This window comes from Serratia sp. CY74737 (assembly GCF_052166775.1).
GTDB lineage: Bacteria > Pseudomonadota > Gammaproteobacteria > Enterobacterales > Enterobacteriaceae > Serratia > Serratia ureilytica.
In genome coordinates, this window is record NZ_JBJNOF010000013.1 from 61095 (window position 1) to 84312 (window position 23218).

Annotated in this window: 22 protein-coding genes and 3 tRNA genes; 15 read left to right on the forward strand and 10 right to left on the reverse strand. The window is 61.2% G+C overall.

The window, feature by feature from the left end:
* The first annotated feature begins 17 nt into the window (after positions 1–17).
* A complete protein-coding gene (locus ACJ8PE_RS17700; RefSeq protein ID WP_025305007.1) occupies positions 18–362 on the forward strand; it encodes a DUF4156 domain-containing protein in 345 nt (114 codons plus the stop codon).
* A gap of 87 nt (positions 363–449) precedes the next feature.
* Here the strand turns inward: ACJ8PE_RS17700 and epmB are convergent, their stop codons facing one another.
* Positions 450–1478 carry an EF-P beta-lysylation protein EpmB gene (gene epmB / locus ACJ8PE_RS17705; RefSeq protein ID WP_187048543.1) on the reverse strand — a complete coding sequence of 343 codons (1029 nt, stop codon included), beginning with the start codon at positions 1476–1478 and terminating at the stop codon, positions 450–452.
* A 42-nt stretch (positions 1479–1520) separates the two neighbouring features.
* Between epmB and efp the strand changes: the two genes are divergently transcribed.
* From efp to sugE, 4 genes are all read left to right on the forward strand, one after another.
* On the forward strand, positions 1521–2087 hold the full coding sequence (gene efp, locus ACJ8PE_RS17710; RefSeq protein ID WP_004929666.1) for an elongation factor P: 567 nt from the start codon (positions 1521–1523) through the stop codon (positions 2085–2087).
* 70 nt (positions 2088–2157) lie between these two features.
* Positions 2158–2289, forward strand: a complete 132-nt coding sequence (locus ACJ8PE_RS17715; RefSeq protein WP_004929667.1) for an entericidin A/B family lipoprotein — start codon at positions 2158–2160, stop codon at positions 2287–2289.
* 120 nt (positions 2290–2409) lie between these two features.
* Positions 2410–2541 carry an entericidin A/B family lipoprotein gene (locus ACJ8PE_RS17720; protein WP_004929668.1) on the forward strand — a complete coding sequence of 44 codons (132 nt, stop codon included), beginning with the start codon at positions 2410–2412 and terminating at the stop codon, positions 2539–2541.
* 192 nt (positions 2542–2733) lie between these two features.
* Positions 2734–3051 carry a quaternary ammonium compound efflux SMR transporter SugE gene (sugE, locus tag ACJ8PE_RS17725; RefSeq protein WP_004929669.1) on the forward strand — a complete coding sequence of 106 codons (318 nt, stop codon included), beginning with the start codon at positions 2734–2736 and terminating at the stop codon, positions 3049–3051.
* Here the strand turns inward: sugE and blc are convergent.
* From blc to frdA, 5 genes are all read right to left on the reverse strand, one after another.
* The gene (gene blc / locus ACJ8PE_RS17730) at positions 3045–3578 is read right to left on the reverse strand and encodes an outer membrane lipoprotein Blc (protein WP_197760334.1); all 534 of its coding nucleotides are present in this window, start codon (positions 3576–3578) and stop codon (positions 3045–3047) included. The two genes, sugE and blc, sit on opposite strands and share 7 nt — an antisense overlap.
* 84 nt (positions 3579–3662) lie before the next feature.
* Complete coding sequence (gene frdD / locus ACJ8PE_RS17735; protein WP_004929672.1) at positions 3663–4022, reverse strand: fumarate reductase subunit FrdD; 360 nt, start codon at positions 4020–4022, stop codon at positions 3663–3665.
* 12 nt (positions 4023–4034) lie between these two features.
* Positions 4035–4427 (reverse strand): fumarate reductase subunit FrdC, encoded by a 393-nt coding sequence (gene frdC / locus ACJ8PE_RS17740; protein ID WP_025305010.1) that lies wholly within the window; start codon positions 4425–4427, stop codon positions 4035–4037.
* A gap of 14 nt (positions 4428–4441) precedes the next feature.
* Positions 4442–5176, reverse strand: a complete 735-nt coding sequence (locus tag ACJ8PE_RS17745; protein WP_033648713.1) for a succinate dehydrogenase/fumarate reductase iron-sulfur subunit — start codon at positions 5174–5176, stop codon at positions 4442–4444.
* Positions 5169–6965: a fumarate reductase (quinol) flavoprotein subunit gene (gene frdA, locus ACJ8PE_RS17750; protein WP_404769132.1), complete on the reverse strand. Its 1797-nt coding sequence runs from the start codon at positions 6963–6965 to the stop codon at positions 5169–5171. The genes ACJ8PE_RS17745 and frdA overlap by 8 nt, the downstream gene beginning before the upstream one ends.
* Positions 6966–7350: 385 nt before the next feature.
* Here frdA and epmA point away from each other — a divergent pair, with 385 nt between their 5' ends.
* Entirely contained in the window at positions 7351–8328 is a 978-nt protein-coding gene (epmA, locus tag ACJ8PE_RS17755) for an elongation factor P--(R)-beta-lysine ligase (RefSeq protein WP_004929681.1), read from the forward strand.
* 66 nt (positions 8329–8394) lie between these two features.
* Here the strand turns inward: epmA and mscM are convergent, their stop codons facing one another.
* The 3 genes from mscM to rsgA form a co-directional block, all read right to left on the reverse strand.
* Positions 8395–11742, reverse strand: coding sequence for a miniconductance mechanosensitive channel MscM (gene mscM / locus ACJ8PE_RS17760; protein WP_273873545.1), 3348 nt, complete (start codon positions 11740–11742; stop codon positions 8395–8397).
* Between the two features lie 13 nt (positions 11743–11755).
* A complete protein-coding gene (gene asd, locus ACJ8PE_RS17765; protein ID WP_089192471.1) occupies positions 11756–12649 on the reverse strand; it encodes an archaetidylserine decarboxylase in 894 nt (297 codons plus the stop codon).
* A gap of 76 nt (positions 12650–12725) precedes the next feature.
* The gene (rsgA, locus tag ACJ8PE_RS17770; protein ID WP_033641617.1) at positions 12726–13775 is read right to left on the reverse strand and encodes a small ribosomal subunit biogenesis GTPase RsgA; all 1050 of its coding nucleotides are present in this window, start codon (positions 13773–13775) and stop codon (positions 12726–12728) included.
* Positions 13776–14020: 245 nt separating this feature from the next.
* On the opposite strand from rsgA, the gene orn reads away from it, so the two are divergent.
* The 4 genes from orn to ACJ8PE_RS17790 all read left to right on the forward strand — a co-directional run bounded on the left by orn (position 14021) and on the right by ACJ8PE_RS17790 (position 15106).
* Positions 14021–14566 (forward strand): oligoribonuclease, encoded by a 546-nt coding sequence (orn, locus tag ACJ8PE_RS17775; RefSeq protein WP_197760331.1) that lies wholly within the window; start codon positions 14021–14023, stop codon positions 14564–14566.
* Positions 14567–14758: 192 nt separating this feature from the next.
* A tRNA-Gly gene (locus ACJ8PE_RS17780) sits at positions 14759–14834 on the forward strand.
* 66 nt (positions 14835–14900) lie between these two features.
* Positions 14901–14976: transfer RNA gene (locus ACJ8PE_RS17785), tRNA-Gly, on the forward strand.
* A gap of 54 nt (positions 14977–15030) precedes the next feature.
* Positions 15031–15106: transfer RNA gene (locus ACJ8PE_RS17790), tRNA-Gly, on the forward strand.
* 311 nt (positions 15107–15417) lie between these two features.
* On the opposite strand, the gene queG is transcribed toward ACJ8PE_RS17790, so the two are convergent.
* Complete coding sequence (gene queG / locus ACJ8PE_RS17795) at positions 15418–16557, reverse strand: tRNA epoxyqueuosine(34) reductase QueG (RefSeq protein WP_033651499.1); 1140 nt, start codon at positions 16555–16557, stop codon at positions 15418–15420.
* Here queG and nnr point away from each other — a divergent pair.
* From nnr to miaA, 5 genes are read left to right on the forward strand one after another with little or no spacing between them, the layout of a single operon-like run.
* A complete protein-coding gene (nnr, locus tag ACJ8PE_RS17800; RefSeq protein ID WP_197760329.1) occupies positions 16556–18070 on the forward strand; it encodes a bifunctional ADP-dependent NAD(P)H-hydrate dehydratase/NAD(P)H-hydrate epimerase in 1515 nt (504 codons plus the stop codon). The two genes, queG and nnr, sit on opposite strands and share 2 nt — an antisense overlap.
* 10 nt (positions 18071–18080) lie before the next feature.
* Positions 18081–18551 carry a tRNA (adenosine(37)-N6)-threonylcarbamoyltransferase complex ATPase subunit type 1 TsaE gene (gene tsaE / locus ACJ8PE_RS17805; RefSeq protein ID WP_025305017.1) on the forward strand — a complete coding sequence of 157 codons (471 nt, stop codon included), beginning with the start codon at positions 18081–18083 and terminating at the stop codon, positions 18549–18551.
* Positions 18552–18558: 7 nt separating this feature from the next.
* Complete coding sequence (amiB, locus tag ACJ8PE_RS17810; RefSeq protein WP_197760328.1) at positions 18559–20355, forward strand: N-acetylmuramoyl-L-alanine amidase AmiB; 1797 nt, start codon at positions 18559–18561, stop codon at positions 20353–20355.
* A gap of 22 nt (positions 20356–20377) precedes the next feature.
* Positions 20378–22261 (forward strand): DNA mismatch repair endonuclease MutL, encoded by a 1884-nt coding sequence (gene mutL, locus ACJ8PE_RS17815; RefSeq protein ID WP_122004263.1) that lies wholly within the window; start codon positions 20378–20380, stop codon positions 22259–22261.
* Positions 22254–23195: a tRNA (adenosine(37)-N6)-dimethylallyltransferase MiaA gene (gene miaA, locus ACJ8PE_RS17820; RefSeq protein WP_047025079.1), complete on the forward strand. Its 942-nt coding sequence runs from the start codon at positions 22254–22256 to the stop codon at positions 23193–23195. The genes mutL and miaA overlap by 8 nt, the downstream gene beginning before the upstream one ends.
* Positions 23196–23218 lie beyond the last annotated feature (23 nt).

Genomic DNA, 23218 nt, shown 5'->3' on the forward strand with positions numbered 1-23218 from the left:
ATCGAATGGGGAACAAGATGCGGATTAAAGCCTTACTGGGTCTTTCGGCAGCGATGCTGCTGGCGGGTTGCAGCACCACTCATGAACTGACCGCTGCGGGTCAGCAGATCAAGTTCACCGACAGCAAGCCGGCGGCGGAATGCCAGCTGCTGGGGGAAGTGACCGGCACCCAGAGCAACTGGCTGTCCGGCAACGGCGGTGAAGGCAGCTCCATGCGCGGTGCGGCCAACGATCTGCGCAACAAGGCAGCGGCGATGGGCGGCAACGTCATTTACGGCGCCAACAGCCCAAGCCAGAACCTGCTCTCCAGCTTCGCGCCGCTGGACAGCAAAATGGTCGGCCAGGTTTACAAGTGCCCGTAAGGCGCTGAGGCCTAACGCCGCGAAGAGATAAAAAAGAGGAATGCCACGGCATTCCTCTTTTCGTTTCGTCGAGCCCTGTGGCGCGTGTCACTCCTGCATCAGGCGCAGGTCGATCGGCGTTTTGCTCGGTTCGCCGCCCACTTCACGCGTCAGGCGCGGCACCAGATAACCGGACACCTTGCTCAGCAGCGCCTGCATGATGACGCGCGCTTCATCGTCGCTGACCATGAAATGCGCCGCGCCCTGCACCTTGTCCAGCACGTGGATGTAATAGGGCAGGATGCCGGCGTCGAACAGCGCGTTGCTGAGTGCCGCCAGCGTATCGGCATTGTCGTTGACGTCGCGCAGCAGCACGCTCTGGTTGAGCAGCGTGACGCCGGCGAGGCGCAGCTGGGCCATGGCGCTCTGCAGCTCGCGGTCGATTTCGTTGGCGTGGTTGATGTGCGTGACCATCAGCACCTGCAGGCGCGAGGCCGACAGCAGGCGGCACAGCGCTGGCGTAATGCGCGCCGGGATCACCACCGGCAGACGGGTGTGAATGCGCAGGCGTTTCAGGTGCGGAATGGCCTCCAGCTCGCCGACCAGCCACTCCAGCTCGCTGTCTTTGGCCATCAGCGGATCGCCGCCGGAAAAAATGATCTCGTCCAGTTCCGGGTGTTGGCGGATATAATCCAGCGCCTGCCGCCAGTTGTTCTTGTTGCCCTGATTATCCTGATAGGGGAAGTGACGGCGGAAACAGTAACGGCAGTTGACCGCACAGCCGCCTTTGACCAGCAGCAGCGCGCGATTGCGGTATTTGTGCAGCAGGCCCGGCACCACGCTGCGCTGTTCATCCAGCGGATCGGTGGTGAACCCTGGGGCGTTGATGAACTCCTCTCTGGCGGTCAGCACCTGGCGCAGCAGCGGGTCGTTGGCATCGCCGGGGCGCATGCGCGCAGCGAAGGCGCGCGGCACGCGCAGGGCAAACAGCCGACGGGCATCGCGCCCCTGCGGCAGTTCCGGGTGCGTATTCAGTGACAAAAGCTGCAGTAATTCATCGGGATCGGTAATAACATCGGCGAGTTGATGCAACCAATCTTCTCTATGTGCCGTACTTTGGGTTATAATGTGTGCCATTTTTTTGGCTAAGCTACCAGTTCAAATATTCAGAGGGCCATCATGGCGACTTATTCTAGCAACGATTTCCGTCCGGGTCTTAAAATCATGTTCGAGGGCGAACCTTACGCCGTAGAAGCCAGTGAGTTCGTTAAGCCGGGCAAAGGCCAGGCGTTCGCGCGCGTGAAAATGCGCCGTCTGCTGACCGGCACCCGCGTGGAAAAAACCTTCAAGTCTACCGATTCTTGCGAAGGCGCAGACGTGATGGACACCAACATGAACTACCTGTACAGCGACGGTGAGTTCTACCACTTCATGCACCCTGAGTCTTTCGAACAGCATCAGGTTGACGGCAAAACCGTCGGCGACGCGGCCAAATGGCTGCAGGATAACGCAGAGTGCATCATCACCCTGTGGGATGGCCGTCCAATCGCCGTTCAGCCGCCGAACTTCATCGAAGCGGAAATCACCGATACCGATCCTGGCCTGAAAGGCGATACCGCAGGGACTGGCGGCAAGCCGGCTACCCTGAGCACCGGCGCCGTGGTAAAAGTGCCGTTGTTCGTCCAGATCGGCGAAGTGATCAAGGTTGACACTCGCTCTGGCGAATACGTCTCTCGCGTCAAGTAAGTTTCAAAACAGAGGAACCCCCGCGGTTCCTCTGTTTTATCCCATCCCCGTTCGTTGGCAGAAAATCCGCATGTTCAAGAAAACGCTGTTGGCCGTGCTCTCCCTGTTGTTCCTTTTCTCCCTCAGCAGTTGCAATACGTTTCGCGGTTTCGGCGAAGACGTTCAGCATCTCGGCGGCGCCATCTCCCGCACGGCCAGCTGATCCCGCCTTTAACCCGATGTATTTGCGCCACAAAGCCGGTCACGATCCCACACCCTCCGTCAATTTTGACTACGCTTAGAAAGCCGTACTTTTTCATCAACGACAAATAAGGACTTTCTTATGCTGAAGAAAAGTATTATCGCGATCTTCTCTTTGATGATTTTGAGCTCGCTGACCGCCTGCAATACCACCCGCGGTGTGGGTGAAGACATTCAGGCCGGCGGCAAGGCTATTCAGCGCAGCGCGGAATAATCCGCATTCCACCCGGCGGCGTTCCGGCTGCGGAGAGCCGCCACATTTCTATCCCTTGCCTGAGCGTTAACGCTGCTGCTATCCTGCCGCAGTGCGGGTGAGGTTACCCGTCATGCATCACCTCGCTAAACGGGACGACCCGTTTACGCGTCATTTTATCGGGGACGACCCCAGTGGTAGGGAGGCCGTCTCATGGCCTGGATTATTCTGCTTATCGCCGGTTTGCTCGAAGTGGTTTGGGCTATCGGTCTGAAATACACCCACGGTTTTACCCGGCTGACGCCGAGCATCATCACCATCGCCGCGATGGTGGTCAGCATGTTGCTGTTGGCCAACGCCATGAAAACGCTGCCCGCCGGCACCGCCTACGCGGTGTGGACCGGCATCGGCGCGGTGGGCGCGGCCATCATGGGCATGGTGCTGTTGGGCGAATCGACCAATATCGCGCGCATCATCAGCCTGTGCCTGATCGTGGTCGGCATACTCGGGCTGAAGTTCAGCAGTCACTGATCGGCGGACTGTTGCACCCAGATCAGCTGGTCGGTGGCGAAACCGTAGCCTTTGGCCGTCTGCAATAAGCTGGCGCGTACGCTGGCGTCAAGCGTCGGCGTGCGCGACAGGATCCACAGATAGTCGCGGTTCGGGCCGCAAACCAGCGCGTAGCCATACGCCGGATCCAGGGCAATCACGTTGTAGCCGCCATAGAAAGGGCCGAAGAACGACACTTTCAGCGCCGCGATCTGCGGTGAACCGATAAAGTAGGCTTTGCCTTCGCTTTCTTGCCATTGCTGTTTTTGCGGATTGAAGCCGCGATTGATGACGTTCAGTCCGCCGTCGGCGCGCGGGCTGTAATGGGCGGTCACCTGCTGCAAACCGCGTTCAAAACGATGATCCAGACGTGCGATCTCATACCAGGTGCCGAGATAGCGCTGGCTGTCGAAATTGTTCACGACCTTGATGTCTTTAGGCGGGGAGACGCTGCAGGCGACGGAGAGCAGGGCGGAAAGCATGACGCAAAGCTTTGACCATAAACGCATCGGTGACTCCTGTTTACCGGGGGCGAGTAGACAGTGTAGCCGATGAGAAAAGGGCGGCCAACGGGCGTTGGCCACCCGAGCGGTTTACAGAGTGACGACGCCGATGACGGTGACGACGCTGAGGATTGCCGCCAGACCGTAGAACACCCACTTGCCGGCCGGCACGTGGATCTTCAGATCGTGCATCGCATGGTGGATGCGGTGCAGGCCGCACCACAGCGGCAGAATGATCATCAGCAGCAGGAACAGGCGGCCGATCAGGCTCTGGCAGAACGCCAGCACGCGCTCGTAACCCAGCGCTTCACCGGGGAACAGCCCCAGCGGCAGCAGAATGCCGACCAGCAGCACGATAGCCGGCGCGACGATCGCGCCCCACATGCCGCCGGCGCCGAACAATCCCCAGAAAACCGGCTCATCGGAGCGTTTAGGTGCTTGATTTATCATGTTTCCTCCGGATTAGAACAGGGCCACGGCCAGGATGACCACGCTGACGACGATCGTGACGGCCCACAGCCCTTTCACGATGGGGCCCGGTCCCATTTTCTCGCTGTTGACCACGATATTGGCGGCCTTCGGCGCCAGATCGAACCAGGTTTTGGTGTGCAGCGCCGCCGCCAGCAATGCGACGACGTTGATTAACAGCACCAGCGGATTCTGCAAGAAACCGACGAAGCCGGCCCAGCTCTCGGCGCCGCCCTTCAGCGCGAACACGCCGTAGAGCAGCACGATGCTGAACCAGACCGCCAGCACCGAGGTGCCTTCGCGCAGCATGTAGAAACGGTAGAAGCCGAGCTTTTGCCACCAGGTGGGCGTCATGGTGCGCACATAGGGCTTACGTTGAGTTGTCATGGCAATTTTCTCCCTTATTGCGGCTTCAACATGGCGATCATGAAGTCTTTGGCGCTCTCCACCTTGCCTTGCTGGATAGCGGCGGCGGGATCGACGTGCTTCGGACAGACTTCGGAGCAATAGCCGACGAAGGTGCAGCTCCAGACGCCGTTTTGGCCGTTGAGCTGCGGCATGCGCTGTTTCTTGCCGTGGTCGCGGTTGTCCAGGTTATAGCGGTGCGCCAGCGTGATCGCCGCCGGGCCGATAAACTCGGGGTTGAGGCCGAACTGCGGGCACGCCGCATAGCACAGGCCGCAGTTGATGCAGCCGGAGAACTGGTGGTATTTGGCCATCTGCGCCGGAGTCTGCACGTTCGGGCCATCCTCCGGTTTGCGATCGTTGCCGATGATGTACGGCTTGATCGCCTCCAGGCTTTCGATGAAGTGGGTCATGTCGACCACCAGATCGCGCTCGATCGGGAAGTTGCCCAGCGCTTCGACCTTCATGCCGCCGACGTAATCGCGCAGGAAGGTTTTGCACGCCAGCTTCGGCACGCGGTTGACCATCATGCCGCAGGAGCCGCAGATCGCCATGCGGCAAGACCAGCGGTAGGAGAGGTCCGGCGCCAGGTTATCCTTGATATAGCCCAGCGCGTCGAGCAGCGAGGTCTGTTCGTCGTAAGGCACGGCATAAGTGACGAAATGCGGCTCGGCGTCGCTTTCCGGGTTATAGCGCATGACTTCGATCTTCAGGGTTTGCATCTCAGCCATTTGCCTGCTCCTTATTCTTTTTCTCCTGCGCTTCGGCTTCTGCGCCGTAGACGCGTTTGGCCGGCGGCAGCGTGGTGATTTTCACGTCGCTGTATTCGAGACGCGGCGCGCCCTGCGGATTGTGGAACGCCAGCGTATGCTTGAGGAAGTTGACGTCGTCACGCTCGGTGCAGCTTTCGTCCAGGCGCTGGTGGGCGCCGCGCGACTCTTTGCGGTTAAATGCGGAGTGCGCCATGCATTCAGCGACGTCCAGACCATAACCCAGCTCGATGGTGTACAGCAGATCGGTATTGAACACGCTGGTGTTGTCGGTGATTTTGACGCGCTTGAAACGTTCTTTCAGCTCGGCCAGCTTATCGATGGTTTTTTGCATCAGCTCCGGCGTGCGGTAGATGCCGCAGCCTTCTTCCATCGACAGCCCCATTTCGTCGCGGATCTTCGCCCAGTTTTCGTTGCCTTCCTGCTTCATCAGGTTGCTTAGGCGGGTTTCGACGTCGCGGGTTTGCGCATCCAGCGCGCTGCCGTTGGCCGGCGCGGTTTCCAGCGCGCGGCGCGCGGCGTGTTCACCGGCGACGCGGCCGAATACCACCAGTTCCGCCAGCGAGTTGGAGCCGAGACGGTTGGCGCCGTGCAGGCCGACGGAGGAACATTCGCCGACCGCAAACAGCCCCTTGATGCGGGTTTCGCAGTTCTGGTCGGTTTCAATGCCGCCCATGGTGTAGTGCGCGGTAGGGCGCACCGGGATCGGATCTTTCACCGGATCGACGCCGACGTAGGCCTTGGCCAGTTCACAGATGAACGGCAGCCGCTCCAGCAGCTTTTTCTCGCCCAGGTGGCGCAGATCGAGGTAGACCACGTCGCCGCGCGGGGTGGCGATGGTGCGGCCGGCACGCCATTCGTGCCAGAAGGCCTGGGACACTTTATCGCGCGGGCCCAGCTCCATGTATTTGTTCTTCGGCTCGCCCAGCGGGGTTTCCGGGCCCATGCCGTAGTCTTGCAGGTAACGGTAGCCGTCTTTGTTCACCAGAATGCCGCCTTCGCCGCGGCAGCCCTCGGTCATCAGGATGCCGGAACCGGGCAGGCCGGTCGGGTGATATTGCACGAACTCCATGTCGCGCAGCGGTACGCCGTGGTGGAACGCCATGCCCATGCCGTCGCCGGTAACGATGCCGCCGTTGGTGTTGTAGCGATAAACGCGTCCGGCGCCGCCGGTGGCCATCACCACTGCGTTGGCGCGGATCTGCACGCGGGTGCCTTCCATCATGTTGAGCGCCACCAGGCCGCGCGCCTGGCCGTCATCCACCAGGATATCCAGCACGAAGTGCTCGTCGAAGCGTTGGATTTGCGGGTATTTCAGCGAGGTCTGGAACAGGGTGTGCAGCATGTGGAAGCCGGTCTTGTCGGCGGCGAACCAGGTGCGTTCGATCTTCATGCCGCCGAAGCGCCGCACGTTGACCGAACCGTCCGGTTTGCGGCTCCATGGGCAGCCCCACTGCTCAAGCTGGGTCATCTCGCGCGGGCACTGATGCACGAAGTGATCGACCACGTCCTGCTCGCACAGCCAGTCGCCGCCGGCGACGGTGTCGTGGAAGTGATAGTCGAAGGTATCGTGATCCTGGGTGACGGCGGCGGAGCCCCCCTCGGCGGCGACCGTGTGGCTGCGCATCGGGTAGACCTTAGAGATCAGCGCGATTTTCAGTTGGGGATTGGCTTCCGCTGCGGCTATTGCTGCACGTAAACCAGCGCCCCCGGCCCCAATAATGGCAAGATCGGCGTTAAAGGTTTGCACTGCATTCCTCCAATGTTCTTGTTAAGAACGGCAAGTTAAATATCTATGCTTAAAATTTAGCGAACTCTTCGGGTGCTAACTAATTGAACCGATTAATGTTGCTTAAAGGTTAAGGATAGATATCTCCCACCAATAATGGGGAATTAACTATACCTAAAGTTAAGTAGTCGAAATTTGATGTGATCGATTGTTTTGTCGATTAACGCTTGCCCGGCAGGCTTGTCTGTTTTTTTGCGCGTTCGGCCGGCTTTACCCTTTTTAACGCGCTTTTGCCGCCCTTTTATCGGAAATTGGCGTTATCGCCGGTTGCGCATCGTGAAGAATTTGTTTGGCTGCAAGGATGCGAGTAGACTGCATCCCCTGTTTGATTTCGGAGTTAATTACCATGAGCGAAACGGCAAGCTGGCAGCCTAGTGCACCCATCGCCAATTTGTTGAAACGCGCAGCGATTCTGGCTGAGATCCGGCGTTTCTTCGCCGATCGTGGCGTGCTGGAAGTTGAGACGCCCACCATGAGCCAGGCGACGGTCACCGACGTTCACCTGTTCCCGTTCGAGACGCGTTTCGTCGGGCCGGGAGCGGCAGAGGGCCTGACGCTATACATGATGACCAGCCCGGAATATCACATGAAGCGCCTGTTGGCGGCGGGCAGCGGCCCGATCTACCAAATGGGGCGCAGCTTCCGCAATGAAGAAGCCGGGCGGCATCACAACCCGGAATTCACCATGCTGGAGTGGTACCGTCCGCACTACGACATGTACCGCCTGATGAATGAAGTGGACGATCTGCTGCAACAGGTGCTGGACTGCGAGAGCGCGGAGACCCTGTCCTATCAACAGGCGTTCCTGCGCCATCTGGACATCGATCCGCTGTCGGCGGAGAAGGCGCAACTGCGCGAAGCGGCGGCCAAACTCGATCTGAGCAACATCGCCGATACCGAAGAAGATCGCGATACGCTGCTGCAGCTGCTGTTCACCGTGGGCGTGGAACCGCATATCGGCCGTGAAAAACCGGCGTTCGTTTACCACTTCCCGGCCAGCCAGGCGGCGTTGGCGGAGATCAGCACCGAAGACCACCGCGTGGCGGAGCGTTTCGAGGTGTACTTCAAGGGTATCGAGCTGGCGAACGGTTTCCGCGAGCTGACCGACGGCCGTGAACAGCAGCAGCGCTTCGAGCAGGACAACCGCAAACGCGCGGAGCGCGGCCTGCCGCAGCAGCCGATCGACTACAACCTGTTGGCGGCGTTGCAGCACGGCATGCCGGAATGTTCCGGCGTGGCGCTGGGCGTGGATCGCCTGGTGATGCTGGCGCTGGGCGCCGAGAGCCTGAGCGATGTGTTGGCGTTCCCGGTCGGGATCGCCTGACGTTTCAGGCGGTAAGAAAAGCAAAGGGTCGGCATTTGCCGGCCCTTTTTTTATCGCGATAAGTGCTTACAGGCCCCCGGCGTCGCGCTTGGTGTTCGGCGCCGGCGTGGACGGCGGCGTACGGCCGTTGTTGGTCAGCCGCGACAGCGTCTCGGTGCGCACCTGGAACGGTGGGTACGGCAGCGTGATGCCGTGCTCGCGGTAGCCCGCCAGGATCAGCTGGTGGATCTCGTGGCGCAGCGGCATGCGGTGGCCCATCTCGGCGGCGTAAATACGCATCTCGAAGATCTGGATGCCCTGTTGCAGATCGACCAGGTAAACCTCCGGCGCCGGGTTATCCAGCACCAGCGAGCAGCGCTCGGCGGCGTTCATCAGGATCTTGGTCACCTCTTCGCTGTTGGCTTCACCCGGCGCCGGCACGGTCAGCACCACACGGGTCAGGTTATCCGACAGCGACCAGTTGACGAACTGTTCGGTGATGAACGCTTTGTTCGGCACGATGATCTCTTTGCGGTCCCAGTCCGAGATGGTGGTGGCGCGGGTATTGATCTTGGTGACGGTGCCGGTCAGATTGCGGATCGTCACGGTGTCGCCGATGCGGATCGGTTTCTCGAACAGGATGATCAAGCCGGAGATGAAGTTGGAGAAGATCTCCTGCATGCCGAAGCCCAACCCCAGACTGAGCGCGGTAACCACCCACTGCAGTTTCGACCATTCGATGCCGATCCAGGCGAAGCTGAGCACCGCGCCGAACAGCAGCAGCAGGTACTTGGTGATGGTGGTGATGGCGTAGCCGGTGCCCGGGGACAGATCCAGGTGCTGCAGCACCGCCAGCTCCAGCAGCGCCGGCAGGTTGCGCACCAGCTGCATGGTGATGATCAACACCAGAATGGCGATCAGAACCGCGCCGAGGGTGATCGGATGGGCGGTTTCCACGCCGTTCACCGTCGAGGTTACGTCCCACAGCGAGATATTTTCCAGGAAGGCGAACGCGGAGTGGATCTCCGACCATAGTACGATCACCGACACCAGCGCGATCAGCGTTAGGATCGAACGCACCAGCCGCAGCGACTGGGCGCTGATGGTGTCCAGATCGAAGTCCGAGTCGTCCGGATCGATGGCGCCTTCGGTGCTGTTCGGGGTATGTGAAGTTTCGTCTTCGCCGCGGGCGCGCTGGGCCAGAATGTCGGCGCGGCGCTGCTTGGCGCGATCGAAGGCGATGCGCCGCCGCTGGATCAACATCCAACGGCGGATGATGTGGTAGACGACCAGCAGCAGGAACCAGATCGCCACCGAAGTTTCCAGACGCGCCAACAGCGCCTGCGCGGTGGTGAGGTAACCGACGGTCGAGGCCAGCGCCGCCAGCAGCGGCGCCGACAGCAGCAGCCCCCAGAAGGCGCTGTTGAGCATGTTGTCGCCGGAGCCGTTTTTATCCAGATACAGCGGAATGCCGGCGCGTTTCAGGCTGTGGGTGACCAGCGCCAGCGCCAGACACAGCAGGATGAAGCACAGCCGCCCCAGGGTGTTGGCGAACTCACGTTCTTTCAGGCTATCGAAGGTGATCAGCGCCATGATCAGCGGCACGATCAGCCAGATCGACATCTTGTAGTAGCGCATGGCGCGCGAAACCTGCTTCGCCGGCCAGCGGAAGTGCACGATGAACAGCCCCTGCGGGTGGGCGAAGGCGGCGCAGATCATGCAGATCCACAGGATCGGCAGCGTGGCGGTCACCCCTTTACCGATCGCTTCCGCCACCGGGTAGTTCCAGGCGCTCTGCAGGCCGTAACCGAGCGCGGCCCACAGCACCGGCAGCGGCATCGCCACCAGAATCGACCAGAACACTGTGCGCACCGTCAGGAAGAATTCGTCCTGCGTCACCTTGCCGACGCGGCTGCTCGCGCGCTCGAGGAAGGCGTGGTAGTGCTTGCGCGAGCTGATGCTGAAAATCACCAGCAGCAGGGCGCCGAAGATCGGGATCAGCGTTTCGCGGCTGGTCACCATCATCATGAAGGCACCGCCGAGTTGAGACAGCGTGTCCAGCGACAGGACGCGCGTCAGATCGTGCGCCACGTTGAGCGGGTAGGAGAAGTTGATCGGATTGACGTCCGGCACCCAGAACAGATAGCGGTGGGTGGCGTCGCGAATTTCGTTCAACGCTTCGATCAGCTGGGTGTTGGCCACCTTCAGCTTGGTCAGCTCGAGGATTTGGGTGTCGCACCCGGATAACAACGAGTTGAGCAGCTCGCGCTGGGTGCGCAGCTGGGCATCGACGATGCGTTGCTCCTGATTGGTCAGCGCGCTGCCGTCGTCGCGTTTGAATTCGCGCTGCGACAGTTTTTCCAGCTGGTTTTCAAACTGCAGGCGCTGCACGCGCAGCTGGGCCATGTCGCCGTCCAGCTGTTGCGGCTTGGGCATTTCCGGCAGTGTCGCCACCTGGGCGCGCAGGGTTTCCCCCAGCGCCGACGACGAACCGAGCCACTGGGCCTGCTCGATGATGGTGCTCAGCGCCTGGCGCACCTGCAGCGTCTGCGCCGCCGCCTGCCGCTGCTGCGATGAAATCAGATCCATGCGCTGCGCCTGGCTGTTCAGCGCGGCGGACAGTTCGCGGTTGATCTGCAGCTGCTGGCTGATGCTTTTTGGCAAATCGCCGTTCTGCTCGGCCAACTGCTCGGTTTTTTCCAGCGCCAGCTCTGCTTCGCGTTGGCGTTGGGCGTTGAGGTTATTGCGCAGCGCCTGCAGTTGAACGTCTATTTTCTCGTGGCGCTTTTTATAGACCTCGGCGCGCATGCGCGCCAGCTCCTGACGGTTGTTGGCCGACAGCTGCGCCAGCTCCAGCTCGTCCACTTTGGCTTTGCGCGCCGCGGCTTCGGCCTGCAGCAGGGCCAGGGCGGCCTGCGCATAAGGCGTGGTCGGGTTGGCGGGCTGCGCCTGCAGGCGGCGCTGCACTTCCGTCAGCGCACGGCGGGCGTCGGTCTGCTGCTGCGGCAGCTGGCCGAGCGAATCGCTGATCTCCCGCGTGCGATCCTGTTCTTGCTGCAGCAGGCGCGCCTGTTCCAGCAGCAGGCTGCTGGTTTGCAGGATCTGCTGTTCCAGCTCGGCGGCCGGCAGATCGTCGCCGTTAGGCAGGATCTTGTTGCTTTCCAGCACCAGCTGACGGCGCAGCTCCTGCGTCATCTTCGGAAAATCGTCGATCACCCTCTGATACTGCTCGGAGCGAGTCTGCGACTCTTTGCGCTCCGTCAGCCAGTTGAGGGCGCTTTGCAGCGCCTCGGTGGTTTCCGCCTGATTCGGCGCGTTTTTGCTGCTTTCCGCCTGCTTCAGCTCCTGTTTGAGCTGGGTCTCGGTCGGCACGGGGGCGGCCAGCGCCGGTTGCCACAGCAGGCAACCGAGCAAAAGCGTGATGAAAAGGCGCACGGCGTCGATTCCTTTAGAGCGGGGTCTGTGGCGTTTCAGCGGCGGCCGGGATTTCGGCGAAGGCTTCACCCATGCGGGTGACGGTGCCGTTATGCAGCTGCGGCGCAAACTGCACGCTGCCTGCGGTAAACAGGTTGATCACCGTGGAGCCGAGTTTGAAACGGCCCATCTCGGCGCCTTTTTCCAGCGCGATGGCGCCTTCTTCACCGGCGGCCGGGTAGGTCCAGCGCTTGATGATGCCTTCGCGCGGGGGCGTGACGGTGCCGGCCCAGACGGTTTCGATGCTGCCGACGATGGTGGCGCCGACCAGGATTTGCACCATCGGCCCGATGTCGGTGTCGAATACGCAGATCACGCGCTCGTTGCGTGCGAACAGGTTAGGCACGTTGGCGGCGGTGAGCGGGTTGACCGAGAACAAATCGCCCGGCACATAGATCATTTCGCGCAGCACGCCGGCGCACGGCATGTGTACGCGGTGATAGTCGCGCGGCGCCAGATAGGTGGTGGCGAACAGGCCGTTGCGGAACGGCTCGGCCAACAGATAGTTGCCGGCCAGCAGCGCTTCGAGGCTGTAGTGGTGGCCTTTGGCCTGGAAGATTTGATCCTCGCGGATCGGGCCGAGCTGGCTGATGGCGCCATCGGCGGGCAGCGCCAGCCAGTTGGCGTCGGCGATGATGGGGCGCGCGCCGTCGCGCAGCGGGCGCACGAAGAAGTCGTTGAAGGTGGCGTAAGACGCCAGATCCGGATTTTGCGCTTCCTGCATGTCCACGCGGTAGAAGCGGGCGAAGGTTTTGACCACCAGTTGGGTCAGCCAGCCGGCCCGTTTGTCGGCGCCCCAGCCCGCCAGGCGGGTCAGCGCCAGCTTCGGCAGCCAATATTGCAGTTTAATCTTGATGCTATCCAGCACGTTAACCTCGTGAATCAGGGTAAAGGGCGCGCATTGTAACGAGGGCTCCGCCGTCGTCAATGCTCGCTCGTCAGTGTCAGTCTGCGGCGTCCGTGAAGTTCTTGCGAACCTTCACCTGTGCCATGCTTTCCAGAATACGGTGATAGTTGTCGAACCGCTCTTGCGCGATATCGCCTTTCTCCATCGCCGCGCGAATGGCGCAGCCGGGATCGGTATCGTGGCGGCAGTCGCGGAATTTGCAACCGCCTAAATAATCACGGAATTCGACAAAGCCGCGGGTGATTTGTTCCGGCTCCAGGTGCCACAGGCCAAACTCGCGCACCCCCGGGGAGTCGATCACGTCGCCGCCGTGCTGGAAATGGTACAGCCGCGCGGCGGTGGTGGTATGTTGCCCGAGGCCCGAGACGTCGGAAACCTGATTTACCAGAATTTGCTCTTCAGACGGCGGCAGCAGCGCGTTCAGCAAGCTGGACTTGCCGACCCCGGACTGACCGGCGAAGATGCTGATGCGCCCGGCCAGCGCCTGTTCGAACTCCGCCATGCCTTCCCGCGTTTGGCTGGAGACTTCCAGCACCCGGTAGCCAATCTTGCGATAGATATCCATCATGCCGTCGACCAGCTTGCGCGCTTCGGCGTCCAGCAGGTCAATTTTGTTGAGCACGATCAGCGGCTCGACTTCGAGCGTTTCGCAGGCCACCAGATAACGGTCGATGATGTTCAGCGACAGCTCGGGCAGGATCGCCGACACGATGACGATCTGATTGATATTGGCGGCGATCGGCTTCACGCCGTCATAGAAGTCCGGGCGCGTCAGCACCGAGGTGCGTTCGTGCACCGCTTCCACAATGCCTTTTACCCCTTCATGGGCGCCCAGGCCGGGGCGCCATACCACGCGATCGCCGGTCACCAGCGAACGCAATGTGCGGCGGATGTTGCAGCGGTGCTGAGTGCCATCCGGCGCCTCAACGTCGGCGTGCATGCCGAAACGGCTGATGACGACGCCTTCCTGCGGCTCGCCCAGCTGGGAATCATCCGGTTCCGGTTTGTTATCGGCGCGCTTCAGACGGCGCTGATGGTTCGCCTGCACGCGGCGTTGCTGACCTTTGGACAGTTTGTTCTTACTCACTGCGCCTCACTTGAATCGGTTTTATACCTTTACGTATACGCACAGCCGCGGCGGGGGACTTGCCCCGGGCGCAGCCTTGAACCCGTCAGGGTATATGTCGCCCATGGCGACCAAAAAGACTATGATACACGCTATTTTATATTAAATAACCGTTGTTAGCCGCCGGCTGCGGCGTGTCGCCATCGGCGGCGGCCGTCGTCTCGTCCACACAGCGTTTTTCTCTCGGCTTTTAGGCAGGAAACATCATGACAGCAAACGAAAATAACCTGATTTGGATCGATTTGGAGATGACCGGGCTGGATCCCGAGCGTGACCGTATTATCGAGATCGCCACGCTGGTCACCGACGCCAATCTGAACATCCTGGCGGAAGGGCCGGTGATCGCCGTGCACCAATCCGACGAGCAGCTGGCCTTGATGGACGAGTGGAACGTGCGCACCCATACCGGCAGCGGGCTGGTGGAGCGGGTGAAAGCCAGCCAGCAGGACGATCGCGCCGCCGAGCTGGAAACCATCGCCTTCCTGCAGCAATGGGTGCCGGCCGGCAAATCACCGATCTGCGGCAACAGCGTGGGCCAGGATCGCCGTTTCCTGTTCCGCTACATGCCGGAGCTGGAGGCCTACTTCCATTACCGCTACCTGGACGTTAGCACGCTGAAAGAACTGGCGCGCCGTTGGAAGCCGGAAATTCTCGGCGGCTTTAAGAAGCAGGGCACCCATCAGGCGCTGGATGACATCCGCGAATCGGTGGCCGAACTGGCTTATTACCGCGAACATTTCATTCAGCTTTAAGGCGATGGCGGCCTCTGCGGGGAAAAAACGCCGTTTTTAGCCGCTTAATTCGCCAATCTGGCGCTTTAATCGGCAATCAAACAAAAATCGCGTTTTTTTGCTTTCAGGGGCTTGCGACAAAAAGGATTTCTCGTATAATGCGCACCCCGTACCGATGAAGAATTTCGTAACGTTCCACCATCGATACGCCGGGCGGGAATAGCTCAGTTGGTAGAGCACGACCTTGCCAAGGTCGGGGTCGCGAGTTCGAGTCTCGTTTCCCGCTCCAAATTCAACAATGTCGCGATGCGGCATGATGAATAAATAAAGCAGTATCAAGCAGTACCTATGCGACGCGGGAATAGCTCAGTTGGTAGAGCGCAACCTTGCCAAGGTTGAGGTCGCGAGTTCGAGCCTCGTTTCCCGCTCCAAAAATTCAAAGGTCACGCCAGTGTTTGGTGACCGGATGCCAAAAGCATCTCAATGCGGGAATAGCTCAGTTGGTAGAGCACGACCTTGCCAAGGTCGGGGTCGCGAGTTCGAGTCTCGTTTCCCGCTCCAATTTTCTCTTCGTTTCAAACTCAAATCCAACGCCTTATCCGGCGCGGGTTTTTGTCCCGTTTTACACACCTGCTAAAAACGTTGTGAACAGAGTTATCCACAGCCTCTGTACATAAACCCGCCAGCCTGAAAAATCAACGTCATACAAATTAAATATTTATATATTTGATTTATAAGCTTATTTATTTATCCCAAAACGTTATGCCGATCACTTGCTCTTTTTGTTGCAGTTGAAAGACAACGTGTTTTTATTTTTATGCACAAATCCACAGAGTGAGATTTCGGGCGATACGCCCGCGCGGCTCACCCCGTCAGGCATCCCTTGGCAAACCTTTTTCCACAGCCCGTATCAACCGTTTTTTCTGCGCCGTTTGCACCTCGATGCCCTGCGCTTCACGGCGAGCGAGCTGTTGCGCCAGCGCCCAGTGGATATGTTCGTCCAGCATGGCGTCCTGGTCCAAACGCGTGCGCAGCGCGAGCACGATGCTGTCCTCATAAGGCGCATTGCCCAGCGCCACGGCGATATTGCGCAGCCAGCGCAGGTGACCGATGCGGCGTATCGCCGAGCCTTCGGTGATGCGCAGGAATTTTTCTTCCGTCCAACTGAACAGATCGATCAGCTGCGGCGCATGCAGCGCGGCACGCGGGCTGAAATCGTCTTCGTCGGTGAGTTGCGAAAATCGGTTCCACGGGCAGATCAGCTGGCAGTCGTCGCAGCCGTAGATACGGTTGCCGAGCAGCGGCCGGAATTCCTCCGGGATCGCGCCTTCCAGTTCGATGGTCAGATAGGAAATGCAGCGCCGGGCATCGACGGTGTAGGGCGCGACGATGGCCCCGGTCGGGCAAGTGGTGATGCAGGCGACGCAGCGGCCGCACTGCTCTTCCTGCGGCTGATCCACCGGCAGCGGCAGGTCGATCAGCAGTTCGCCGAGGAAAAACCAGGATCCGGCTTCGCGGTTAAGAATTAGTGAGTGTTTACCAACCCAGCCGATGCCCGCCTTGGCGGCCAGCGCGCGCTCCATGACCGGCGCCGAGTCGACAAAGGGGCGGAAATTCAGTTCGCCGCAGTAGGCCTGGATCTGATCGCCCAACTTTTTCAGGCGCTGACGCAACAGCTTGTGATAATCGCGCCCCAGCGCATAGCGGCTGACGTAGCCCAATTGCGGGTTTTGCAGGGTGCTGGCGAACGCCGCCTTGGCCGGCAGGTAGTTCATGCGCACGCTGATCACCCGCAGCGTGCCCGGCAACAGCTCGTGAGGGCGCGCGCGCAGCATGCCGTGGCGCGCCATCCACTCCATCTCGCCGTGGTACTGTTTGTCGAGCCAGGCCTGCAGCTTCGGCTCTTCCAGGCTGAGATCGGTATCGCAGATGCCAACCTGCTGGAATCCTAGCGATTGCCCCCATTGCTTGATATGTTGGGCGAGTTGATGGAGATCGAGGGGGTGCGTCATGACGGGCCACAGTGAAAAAGCATACGCTGACAGTTTACCACACTCTGTCTGGCCTGCGGATTGGATCCGTCGTTCGGAACCTGCGGCGGCGGCCTCGCTCGGTCTTTCTCTTTACGATTTAATGCTGCGCGCCGGTCAGGCGGCCTACGTACTGGCGCGCGACACTTATCCCTGCTGCAACCACTGGCTGGTGCTCTGTGGCCACGGCAACAACGGCGGCGACGGCTATGTGGTGGCGCGTTTGGCGAAGGCGGCGGGCGTGCAGGTGACGGTGATCGCCTGCGAAGGCGCACGCCCTTTGCCGCCGGAGGCCGCAGCGGCCCGCGAGGCCTGGCTGGCCGCCGGCGGCGATATTCTGCCGGCGAACAGCCGCTGGCCGGCGTCCGTCTCTCTTATTATCGACGGTCTGTTAGGCACCGGCCTGGGCAGCGCGCCGCGCGCGCCTTACGATGCGCTGATCGAGGCCGCCAACCGCCATTCGGCGCCGGTGGTGGCGCTCGATATCCCGTCCGGGCTGCTGGCGGAAAGCGGCGCGGCGCCGGGCGCGGTCGTGCGTGCCGCGCATACCGTCACGTTCATCGGCCTCAAGCCGGGTTTGCTGACCGGGCAGGCGCGCGACTGGGTCGGGCAACTTCATCAGAATACGCTAGGCTTAGCGGATTGGTTGGCGAAGCAACCGGAACAGATTCAGCGGCTTACCGCCGAGGCGTTGCCGCGCTGGCTGCATCCGCGGCGCCCCTGCGCCCATAAGGGCGAGCATGGCCGTCTGCTGCTGGTGGGCGGCGACCGCGGATTCGGCGGCGCCATTCGCATGGCGGCGGAAGCGGCGCTGCGCAGCGGGGCTGGATTGGTGCGAGTGCTTACTCACATTGAGCACGTCGCGTCGCTGCTGGCGGCCAGGCCGGAGTTGATGGCGCAGGCGCTGGACGAGACGACCTTGCGGCAGGCGATGCAATGGGCGGACGTGCTGGTGATTGGCCCGGGGCTGGGCCAGGCTGAGTGGGGCAAAAACGCCTTGAACGTGCTGCAAACCAGCGATAAACCGGCCTTGTGGGACGCCGATGCGCTGAACTTGCTGGCATTAAATCCCGAGAAACGGCAGAATCGCGTGATGACTCCGCATCCCGGAGAGGCGGCGCGGCTGTTGAGCTGCAGCACTGCCGACATCGAGAGTGATCGCTTACTTGCCGTGCGTAACTTGACGGCGCGCTACGGCGGCGTGGCGGTGCTGAAAGGCGCCGGCACGCTGATCGCCGATGAGCAGGGCCAGATGGCGATCGCCGACGTCGGCAACGCCGGCATGGCCTCCGGCGGCATGGGCGATGTGCTGTCGGGCATCATCGGCGGTTTGCTGGCGCAAAAGCTCTCGCTGTATGATGCCGCCTGTGCGGGCTGCGTCGTACACGGCGCGGCCGGCGATCGCGTAGCGGAAAGACAAGGAACAAGAGGCATGTTGGCGACCGATTTACTGCCGGACATCCTTCATTTCGTTAACCCTGAGTGGGCAAAATAGACTTTATCGAATGAAAGAACTCGTTTTACCTCTGCCGGACGAGGCAGCGACTGTCGCTTTGGGCACCACTTTGGCCAAGGCCTGCGATCGCGCCAGCGTCATCTATCTCTACGGCGACCTGGGCGCCGGTAAAACCACCTTCAGCCGTGGCTTCCTGCAGGCGTTGGGGCATCAGGGCAATGTCAAAAGCCCGACCTACACGCTGGTGGAGCCCTATGCCTTGCAGCCCTTGGCGGTATATCACTTCGATCTGTATCGCCTGGCCGATCCGGAAGAGCTTGAATTTATGGGCATTCGCGATTACTTCGCGCAAGACGCCATCTGCCTGGTCGAATGGCCGCAGCAGGGCACCGGCGTGCTGCCGGAGCCGGATCTGGCGCTGCACCTCAGCTATCAGGGCGAGGGGCGAGAGGCGAAGATCGAGGCGATTTCTGCTTACGGCAGCCAGCTGTTAGACCGTATTCATGGATCACAGGGATGATGCTGCAATGACGCATGTGTTGAAAAAATTTGCGGTCATCATGCTGATCGCCGTGCTGGGGCCGCTCGGCGCGTTGAACGCGCTGGCGGCATCCTCGCTGTCCGATATCAAAGTGTCCAACGCCCAGCGCGAAGCGACGGTGTCGGTGAGCTTCAATGGCCCGCCGGACTACGCGTTTTTCCCGCTGCACGGCCCGGAGCGCGTGGTGCTGGACGTCAACCAGAAAGGCAAGGTCGGCGGGCTGCCGCTCAATTTCAGCGGCCAAAACCTGGTGAAAAGCATTCGCTCCAGCGCGCCGAAAGACGCTCAGAGCGTGCGCCTGGTGTTTGATCTGACTCAGCGCGCTAAAACCCGCGTCTCCACCCGCCAGAACGGCGGCGTGCACACCGTGGTATTCACCCTTACGGCCGAAGGCGGCGTCAATACCGTGGCGCGTAAAGCGCCGGTCCAAACGCCTGCGCCGGTCGCCGTCAGCCAACCGCCGCGTCAGGCGCCGGTCGCGGTGCGTGAAGCGCCGGAGCCGCCGCTGCGCAAAGCGCCGACGGGATCGAATCCCTTTACCAATAAACAGAGCGTGGTCGCGGGCACCGCCACTGAGGTGACGCCGCGCAGCAGCCGCGTTTCCGCCGGTTCCGGCGATCGGGTGGTGGTGGCGATCGACGCCGGCCACGGCGGCCAGGATCCGGGCGCCATCGGCCCGAGCGGGTTGAAAGAAAAGAATGTCACCATCGCCATCGCGCGCCGCCTGCAGGCGATGCTGGACGCCGATCCGCAGTTCAAGCCGGTGCTGACGCGTAACGGCGACTATTTTATTTCGGTGATGGGGCGCTCCGACGTTGCGCGTAAACAGGGCGCCAACGTACTGGTCTCCATCCACGCCGACGCCGCGCCAAACCGCAGCGCCAGCGGGGCTTCCGTCTGGGTGCTGTCCAATCGCCGCGCCAACAGCGAAATGGCCGGTTGGCTCGAACAGCATGAGAAGCAGTCCGAGCTGCTCGGCGGCGCCGGCGACTTGCTGGCCAACAGCCAGGCCGACCCTTATCTGAGCCAGGCGGTGCTGGATCTGCAGTTCGGCCACTCGCAGCGCGTTGGCTACGATGTGGCGGTGAAGGTGCTGCAGCAGCTGCAGAGCGTCGGATCGTTGCATAAACGCCGGCCGGAACACGCCAGCCTGGGCGTGCTGCGTTCGCCGGATATTCCATCGCTGCTGGTGGAAACAGGATTTATCAGTAATAGCACGGAGGAGCGGCTGCTGGGCAGTAGCGCGTATCAGGAGAAGATTGCCAAGGCCATTCATAACGGCCTGCGCAGCTACTTCCTGGCGCATCCGCTGCAAGCCGACCCAAAGGTGGAAAACCGACCGCTGGACGTCGCAGCGGCGGTTAACACTTCAACACCAGACGTGCGCCAGCCTGAGCCTATCGTCAGCTCGGCCGGCGCGAGCCGCAACGTAAGCGGCAAGACCCAGATCCACGTGGTGAAACGGGCGGAGACGCTGTCCGGCATCGCCGACAGCTACGGCACGACCATGGCGGCGCTGCGGGATCTGAACAAACTGAAGAAAGACGGCGTGTGGGTCGGGCAACGCCTGAAGGTGCCGGCGGGGAAAACCGCCGCCGTCACCGCCGTCGCCAAAGCGAAAACGCCGGCGAAGAAGCCGTCTAAACATAAAGTGGCCCGCGGGGACACGCTGTCCTCCATCGCTTCTCGCTACGGGGTCAGCGTCGGCGATTTGAAACGGGTCAATAATCTGAAGTCGGACGTCGCGCCGCTGGATCGGACGCTGACCATTCCGCAGGCCTAGCGCCACCGCTACAGGAGTCAGCATGCCTATCCAGGTGTTACCGCCACAGCTCGCCAACCAGATCGCCGCCGGAGAGGTGGTCGAACGCCCCGCGTCGGTCGTCAAAGAGCTGGTGGAAAACAGCCTGGACGCCGGTGCGACGCGCATCGATATCGATATCGAACGCGGCGGCGCCAAGTTGATCCGCATTCGCGACAACGGCTGCGGCATCGGCAAGGACGATCTGGCGCTGGCGCTGGCGCGGCACGCCACCAGTAAAATCAGCACGCTCGACGACCTGGAAGCGATCGTCAGCCTCGGTTTTCGCGGCGAAGCACTGGCCAGCATTAGCTCGGTTTCCCGTTTGACCCTGACGTCGCGCACCGCAGACCAGAGCGAAGCGTGGCAAGCCTATGCCGAAGGGCGCGAACAGGCGGTGACGGTCAAACCCGCCGCGCACCCGGTCGGCAGCACGCTGGAAGTGCTGGATCTGTTTTACAACACCCCGGCGCGCCGCAAGTTCATGCGCACCGAGAAAACCGAATTCGGCCATATCGATGAAGTGGTGCGGCGCATCGCGCTGGCGCGCTTCGATGTGGCGATCAACCTCAGCCATAACGGCAAACTGATCCGCCAATATCGGGCGGCGAAGGAAGAAAGCCAGCACGAGCGCCGTTTGGGCAGCATCTGCGGCCCGGCGTTTTTGCAGCATGCGCTGAACATCGACTGGCAGCATGGCGATCTGAGCATCCGCGGTTGGGTGGCGGATCCGGACGGGGCGCGCCAGCTGGGTGAGATGCAGTATTGCTACGTCAACAGCCGCATGATGCGCGATCGCTTGATCAACCACGCCATTCGTCAGGCCTATCAGGATCAGCTGAAAGACGATCAGCAGCCCGCTTACGTGTTGTATCTGGAGGTGGATCCGCACCAGGTGGACGTCAACGTTCATCCCGCCAAGCACGAGGTGCGTTTCCATCAGGCGCGGCTGGTGCACGATTTTATCTACCAGGCGGTGACCACGGTGCTGCAACAGGCCGGGCAGACGCCGTCGCTGCCGCTGGCGGAAGCGCCTGACGAGGCGCCTGCGCCGGTCTGGCAGCAGGAAAACCGCGTCGCCGCCGGCGGCAACCATTTTTCACAGCCGGCGCCGCGTCGCGAAACGCCGCCACCGGCCGGCGCTGCCCGCGAGCGCGCGCCGCAGCCCGGTTGGCAAACGGCGGGCGGTTACCAGAAACGCGAAGGCGAGCTGTACGGCAAACTGATGCGGCCTGCCGCCGAGCCGCAGGCTGAGGCCGCGCCGGAAGCCCCGAGTCGGCCGCCGCTGTTCCCACCGGTGAAAGCCGCCGTGGAAACGCCGTTGGCGAGCGGGCAACACAGCTTTGGCCGGGTGCTGATGATCCATCCGCCGTGCTACGCACTGATTGAACAGCGCCAGCAGCCGGCGTTGCTCAACCTGACGGTGGCCGAGCGCTGGCTGCGCCAGGCGCAGCTCAATCCGCCGACGGAAGGGCTGCGGCCGCAGCCGCTGCTGATCCCAGTCAAGCTGACGTTGGACAAGAACGAAGCGGCGGCCATCGCGCGGCATCAGGCGCTGCTGACGATGATGGGGCTGGACTTGCAGACGGATCACGGCCGTGTGACGCTGCGCGCAGTGCCTTTACCATTACGCCAACAAAATTTACAAAAACTGATACCCGAACTGTTAGGCTATCTGGCCGAGCATCAGGAGATGTCGCCCGCGGTGTTGGCCACCTGGCTCGCTCGCCGTCTCGGCAGCGAACATGAACAGTGGAACACCTCGCAAGCGATACAATTGCTGACCGACGTTGAACGACTTTGCCCGCAGCTGGTCAAATCGCCACCGAGCGGACTTTTACAACCCGTTGATTTACAGGCCGCACTGGCGGCCCTCAAGCATGACTGAAACTGAAATGACATCACGTCCCCCGGCTATTTTCATCATGGGGCCGACCGCCTCGGGCAAGACCGCGCTGGCGATCGCGCTGCGCGAGCGCCTGCCGGTGGAACTGATCAGCGTCGATTCCGCGCTGATTTATCGCGGCATGGATATCGGCACCGCCAAGCCGAGCGCCGAAGAATTGGCGCAGGCGCCGCATCGGCTGATCGATATTCGCGATCCCGCCGAAGCTTACTCGGCTGCGGAGTTCCGCGCCGATGCGCTGAAAGAGATGGCCGATATCACCGCCGCCGGCCGCATTCCGCTGTTGGTGGGTGGCACCATGTTGTATTTCAAGGCGTTGCTGGAAGGACTGTCGCCGTTGCCGTCCGCCGATCCCGCGGTGCGCGAGCGCATCGAACGGCAAGCGGCGGAGCAGGGCTGGGAGGCGCTGCACCGTCAGTTACAGGCGATCGATCCGGTCGCGGCAGTGAGAATTCATCCGAATGATCCGCAGAGACTGTCCAGAGCACTGGAAGTTTTTTTTATTTCGGGTAAAACTTTAACGGAACTGACTAAAATTTCGGGTGAATCGTTACCGTATCAAGTTCACCAATTTGCGATAGCGCCGACCAGCCGTGAGTTGATCCATCAACGCATCGAGCTGCGGTACCATCAAATGTTGGCGGCGGGTTTTGAGACGGAAGCGCGTGCACTTTTCGCACGGGGTGATTTGCATACGGACTTGCCCTCCATTCGCTGTGTCGGTTACCGCCAGATGTGGTCATACTTGTCTGGTGAAATTAGTTACGATGAGATGGTTTATCGTGGTATTTGCGCAACACGTCAGTTGGCTAAACGCCAGATGACCTGGTTACGGGGTTGGGAGTCGGTCCATTGGTTGGACAGTGAAAAGCCGGGAGAGGCTTTGGACTCGGTGACACAGGTTGTTAGTGCATAGGTTGGGTGATTGTGTACAATTGC

Excerpts from the sequence above, each read along its gene's own strand:
- blc (WP_197760334.1), bottom strand. The coding sequence starts at position 3,578 with ATGCGTTTATGGTCAAAGCTTTGCGTCATGCTTTCCGCCCTGCTCTCC.
- tsaE (WP_025305017.1), top strand. The coding sequence starts at position 18,081 with ATGAAAGAACTCGTTTTACCTCTGCCGGACGAGGCAGCGACTGTCGCT.
- ACJ8PE_RS17720 (WP_004929668.1), top strand. The coding sequence starts at position 2,410 with ATGCTGAAGAAAAGTATTATCGCGATCTTCTCTTTGATGATTTTGAGC.
- ACJ8PE_RS17745 (WP_033648713.1), bottom strand. The coding sequence starts at position 5,176 with ATGGCTGAGATGCAAACCCTGAAGATCGAAGTCATGCGCTATAACCCG.
- frdC (WP_025305010.1), bottom strand. The coding sequence starts at position 4,427 with ATGACAACTCAACGTAAGCCCTATGTGCGCACCATGACGCCCACCTGG.
- epmB (WP_187048543.1), bottom strand. The coding sequence starts at position 1,478 with ATGGCACACATTATAACCCAAAGTACGGCACATAGAGAAGATTGGTTG.
- sugE (WP_004929669.1), top strand. The coding sequence starts at position 2,734 with ATGGCCTGGATTATTCTGCTTATCGCCGGTTTGCTCGAAGTGGTTTGG.
- frdD (WP_004929672.1), bottom strand. The coding sequence starts at position 4,022 with ATGATAAATCAAGCACCTAAACGCTCCGATGAGCCGGTTTTCTGGGGA.
- ACJ8PE_RS17715 (WP_004929667.1), top strand. The coding sequence starts at position 2,158 with ATGTTCAAGAAAACGCTGTTGGCCGTGCTCTCCCTGTTGTTCCTTTTC.
- mutL (WP_122004263.1), top strand. The coding sequence starts at position 20,378 with ATGCCTATCCAGGTGTTACCGCCACAGCTCGCCAACCAGATCGCCGCC.
- orn (WP_197760331.1), top strand. The coding sequence starts at position 14,021 with ATGACAGCAAACGAAAATAACCTGATTTGGATCGATTTGGAGATGACC.
- ACJ8PE_RS17700 (WP_025305007.1), top strand. The coding sequence starts at position 18 with ATGCGGATTAAAGCCTTACTGGGTCTTTCGGCAGCGATGCTGCTGGCG.
- nnr (WP_197760329.1), top strand. The coding sequence starts at position 16,556 with ATGACGGGCCACAGTGAAAAAGCATACGCTGACAGTTTACCACACTCT.
- amiB (WP_197760328.1), top strand. The coding sequence starts at position 18,559 with ATGACGCATGTGTTGAAAAAATTTGCGGTCATCATGCTGATCGCCGTG.
- efp (WP_004929666.1), top strand. The coding sequence starts at position 1,521 with ATGGCGACTTATTCTAGCAACGATTTCCGTCCGGGTCTTAAAATCATG.
- epmA (WP_004929681.1), top strand. The coding sequence starts at position 7,351 with ATGAGCGAAACGGCAAGCTGGCAGCCTAGTGCACCCATCGCCAATTTG.
- queG (WP_033651499.1), bottom strand. The coding sequence starts at position 16,557 with ATGACGCACCCCCTCGATCTCCATCAACTCGCCCAACATATCAAGCAA.
- miaA (WP_047025079.1), top strand. The coding sequence starts at position 22,254 with ATGACTGAAACTGAAATGACATCACGTCCCCCGGCTATTTTCATCATG.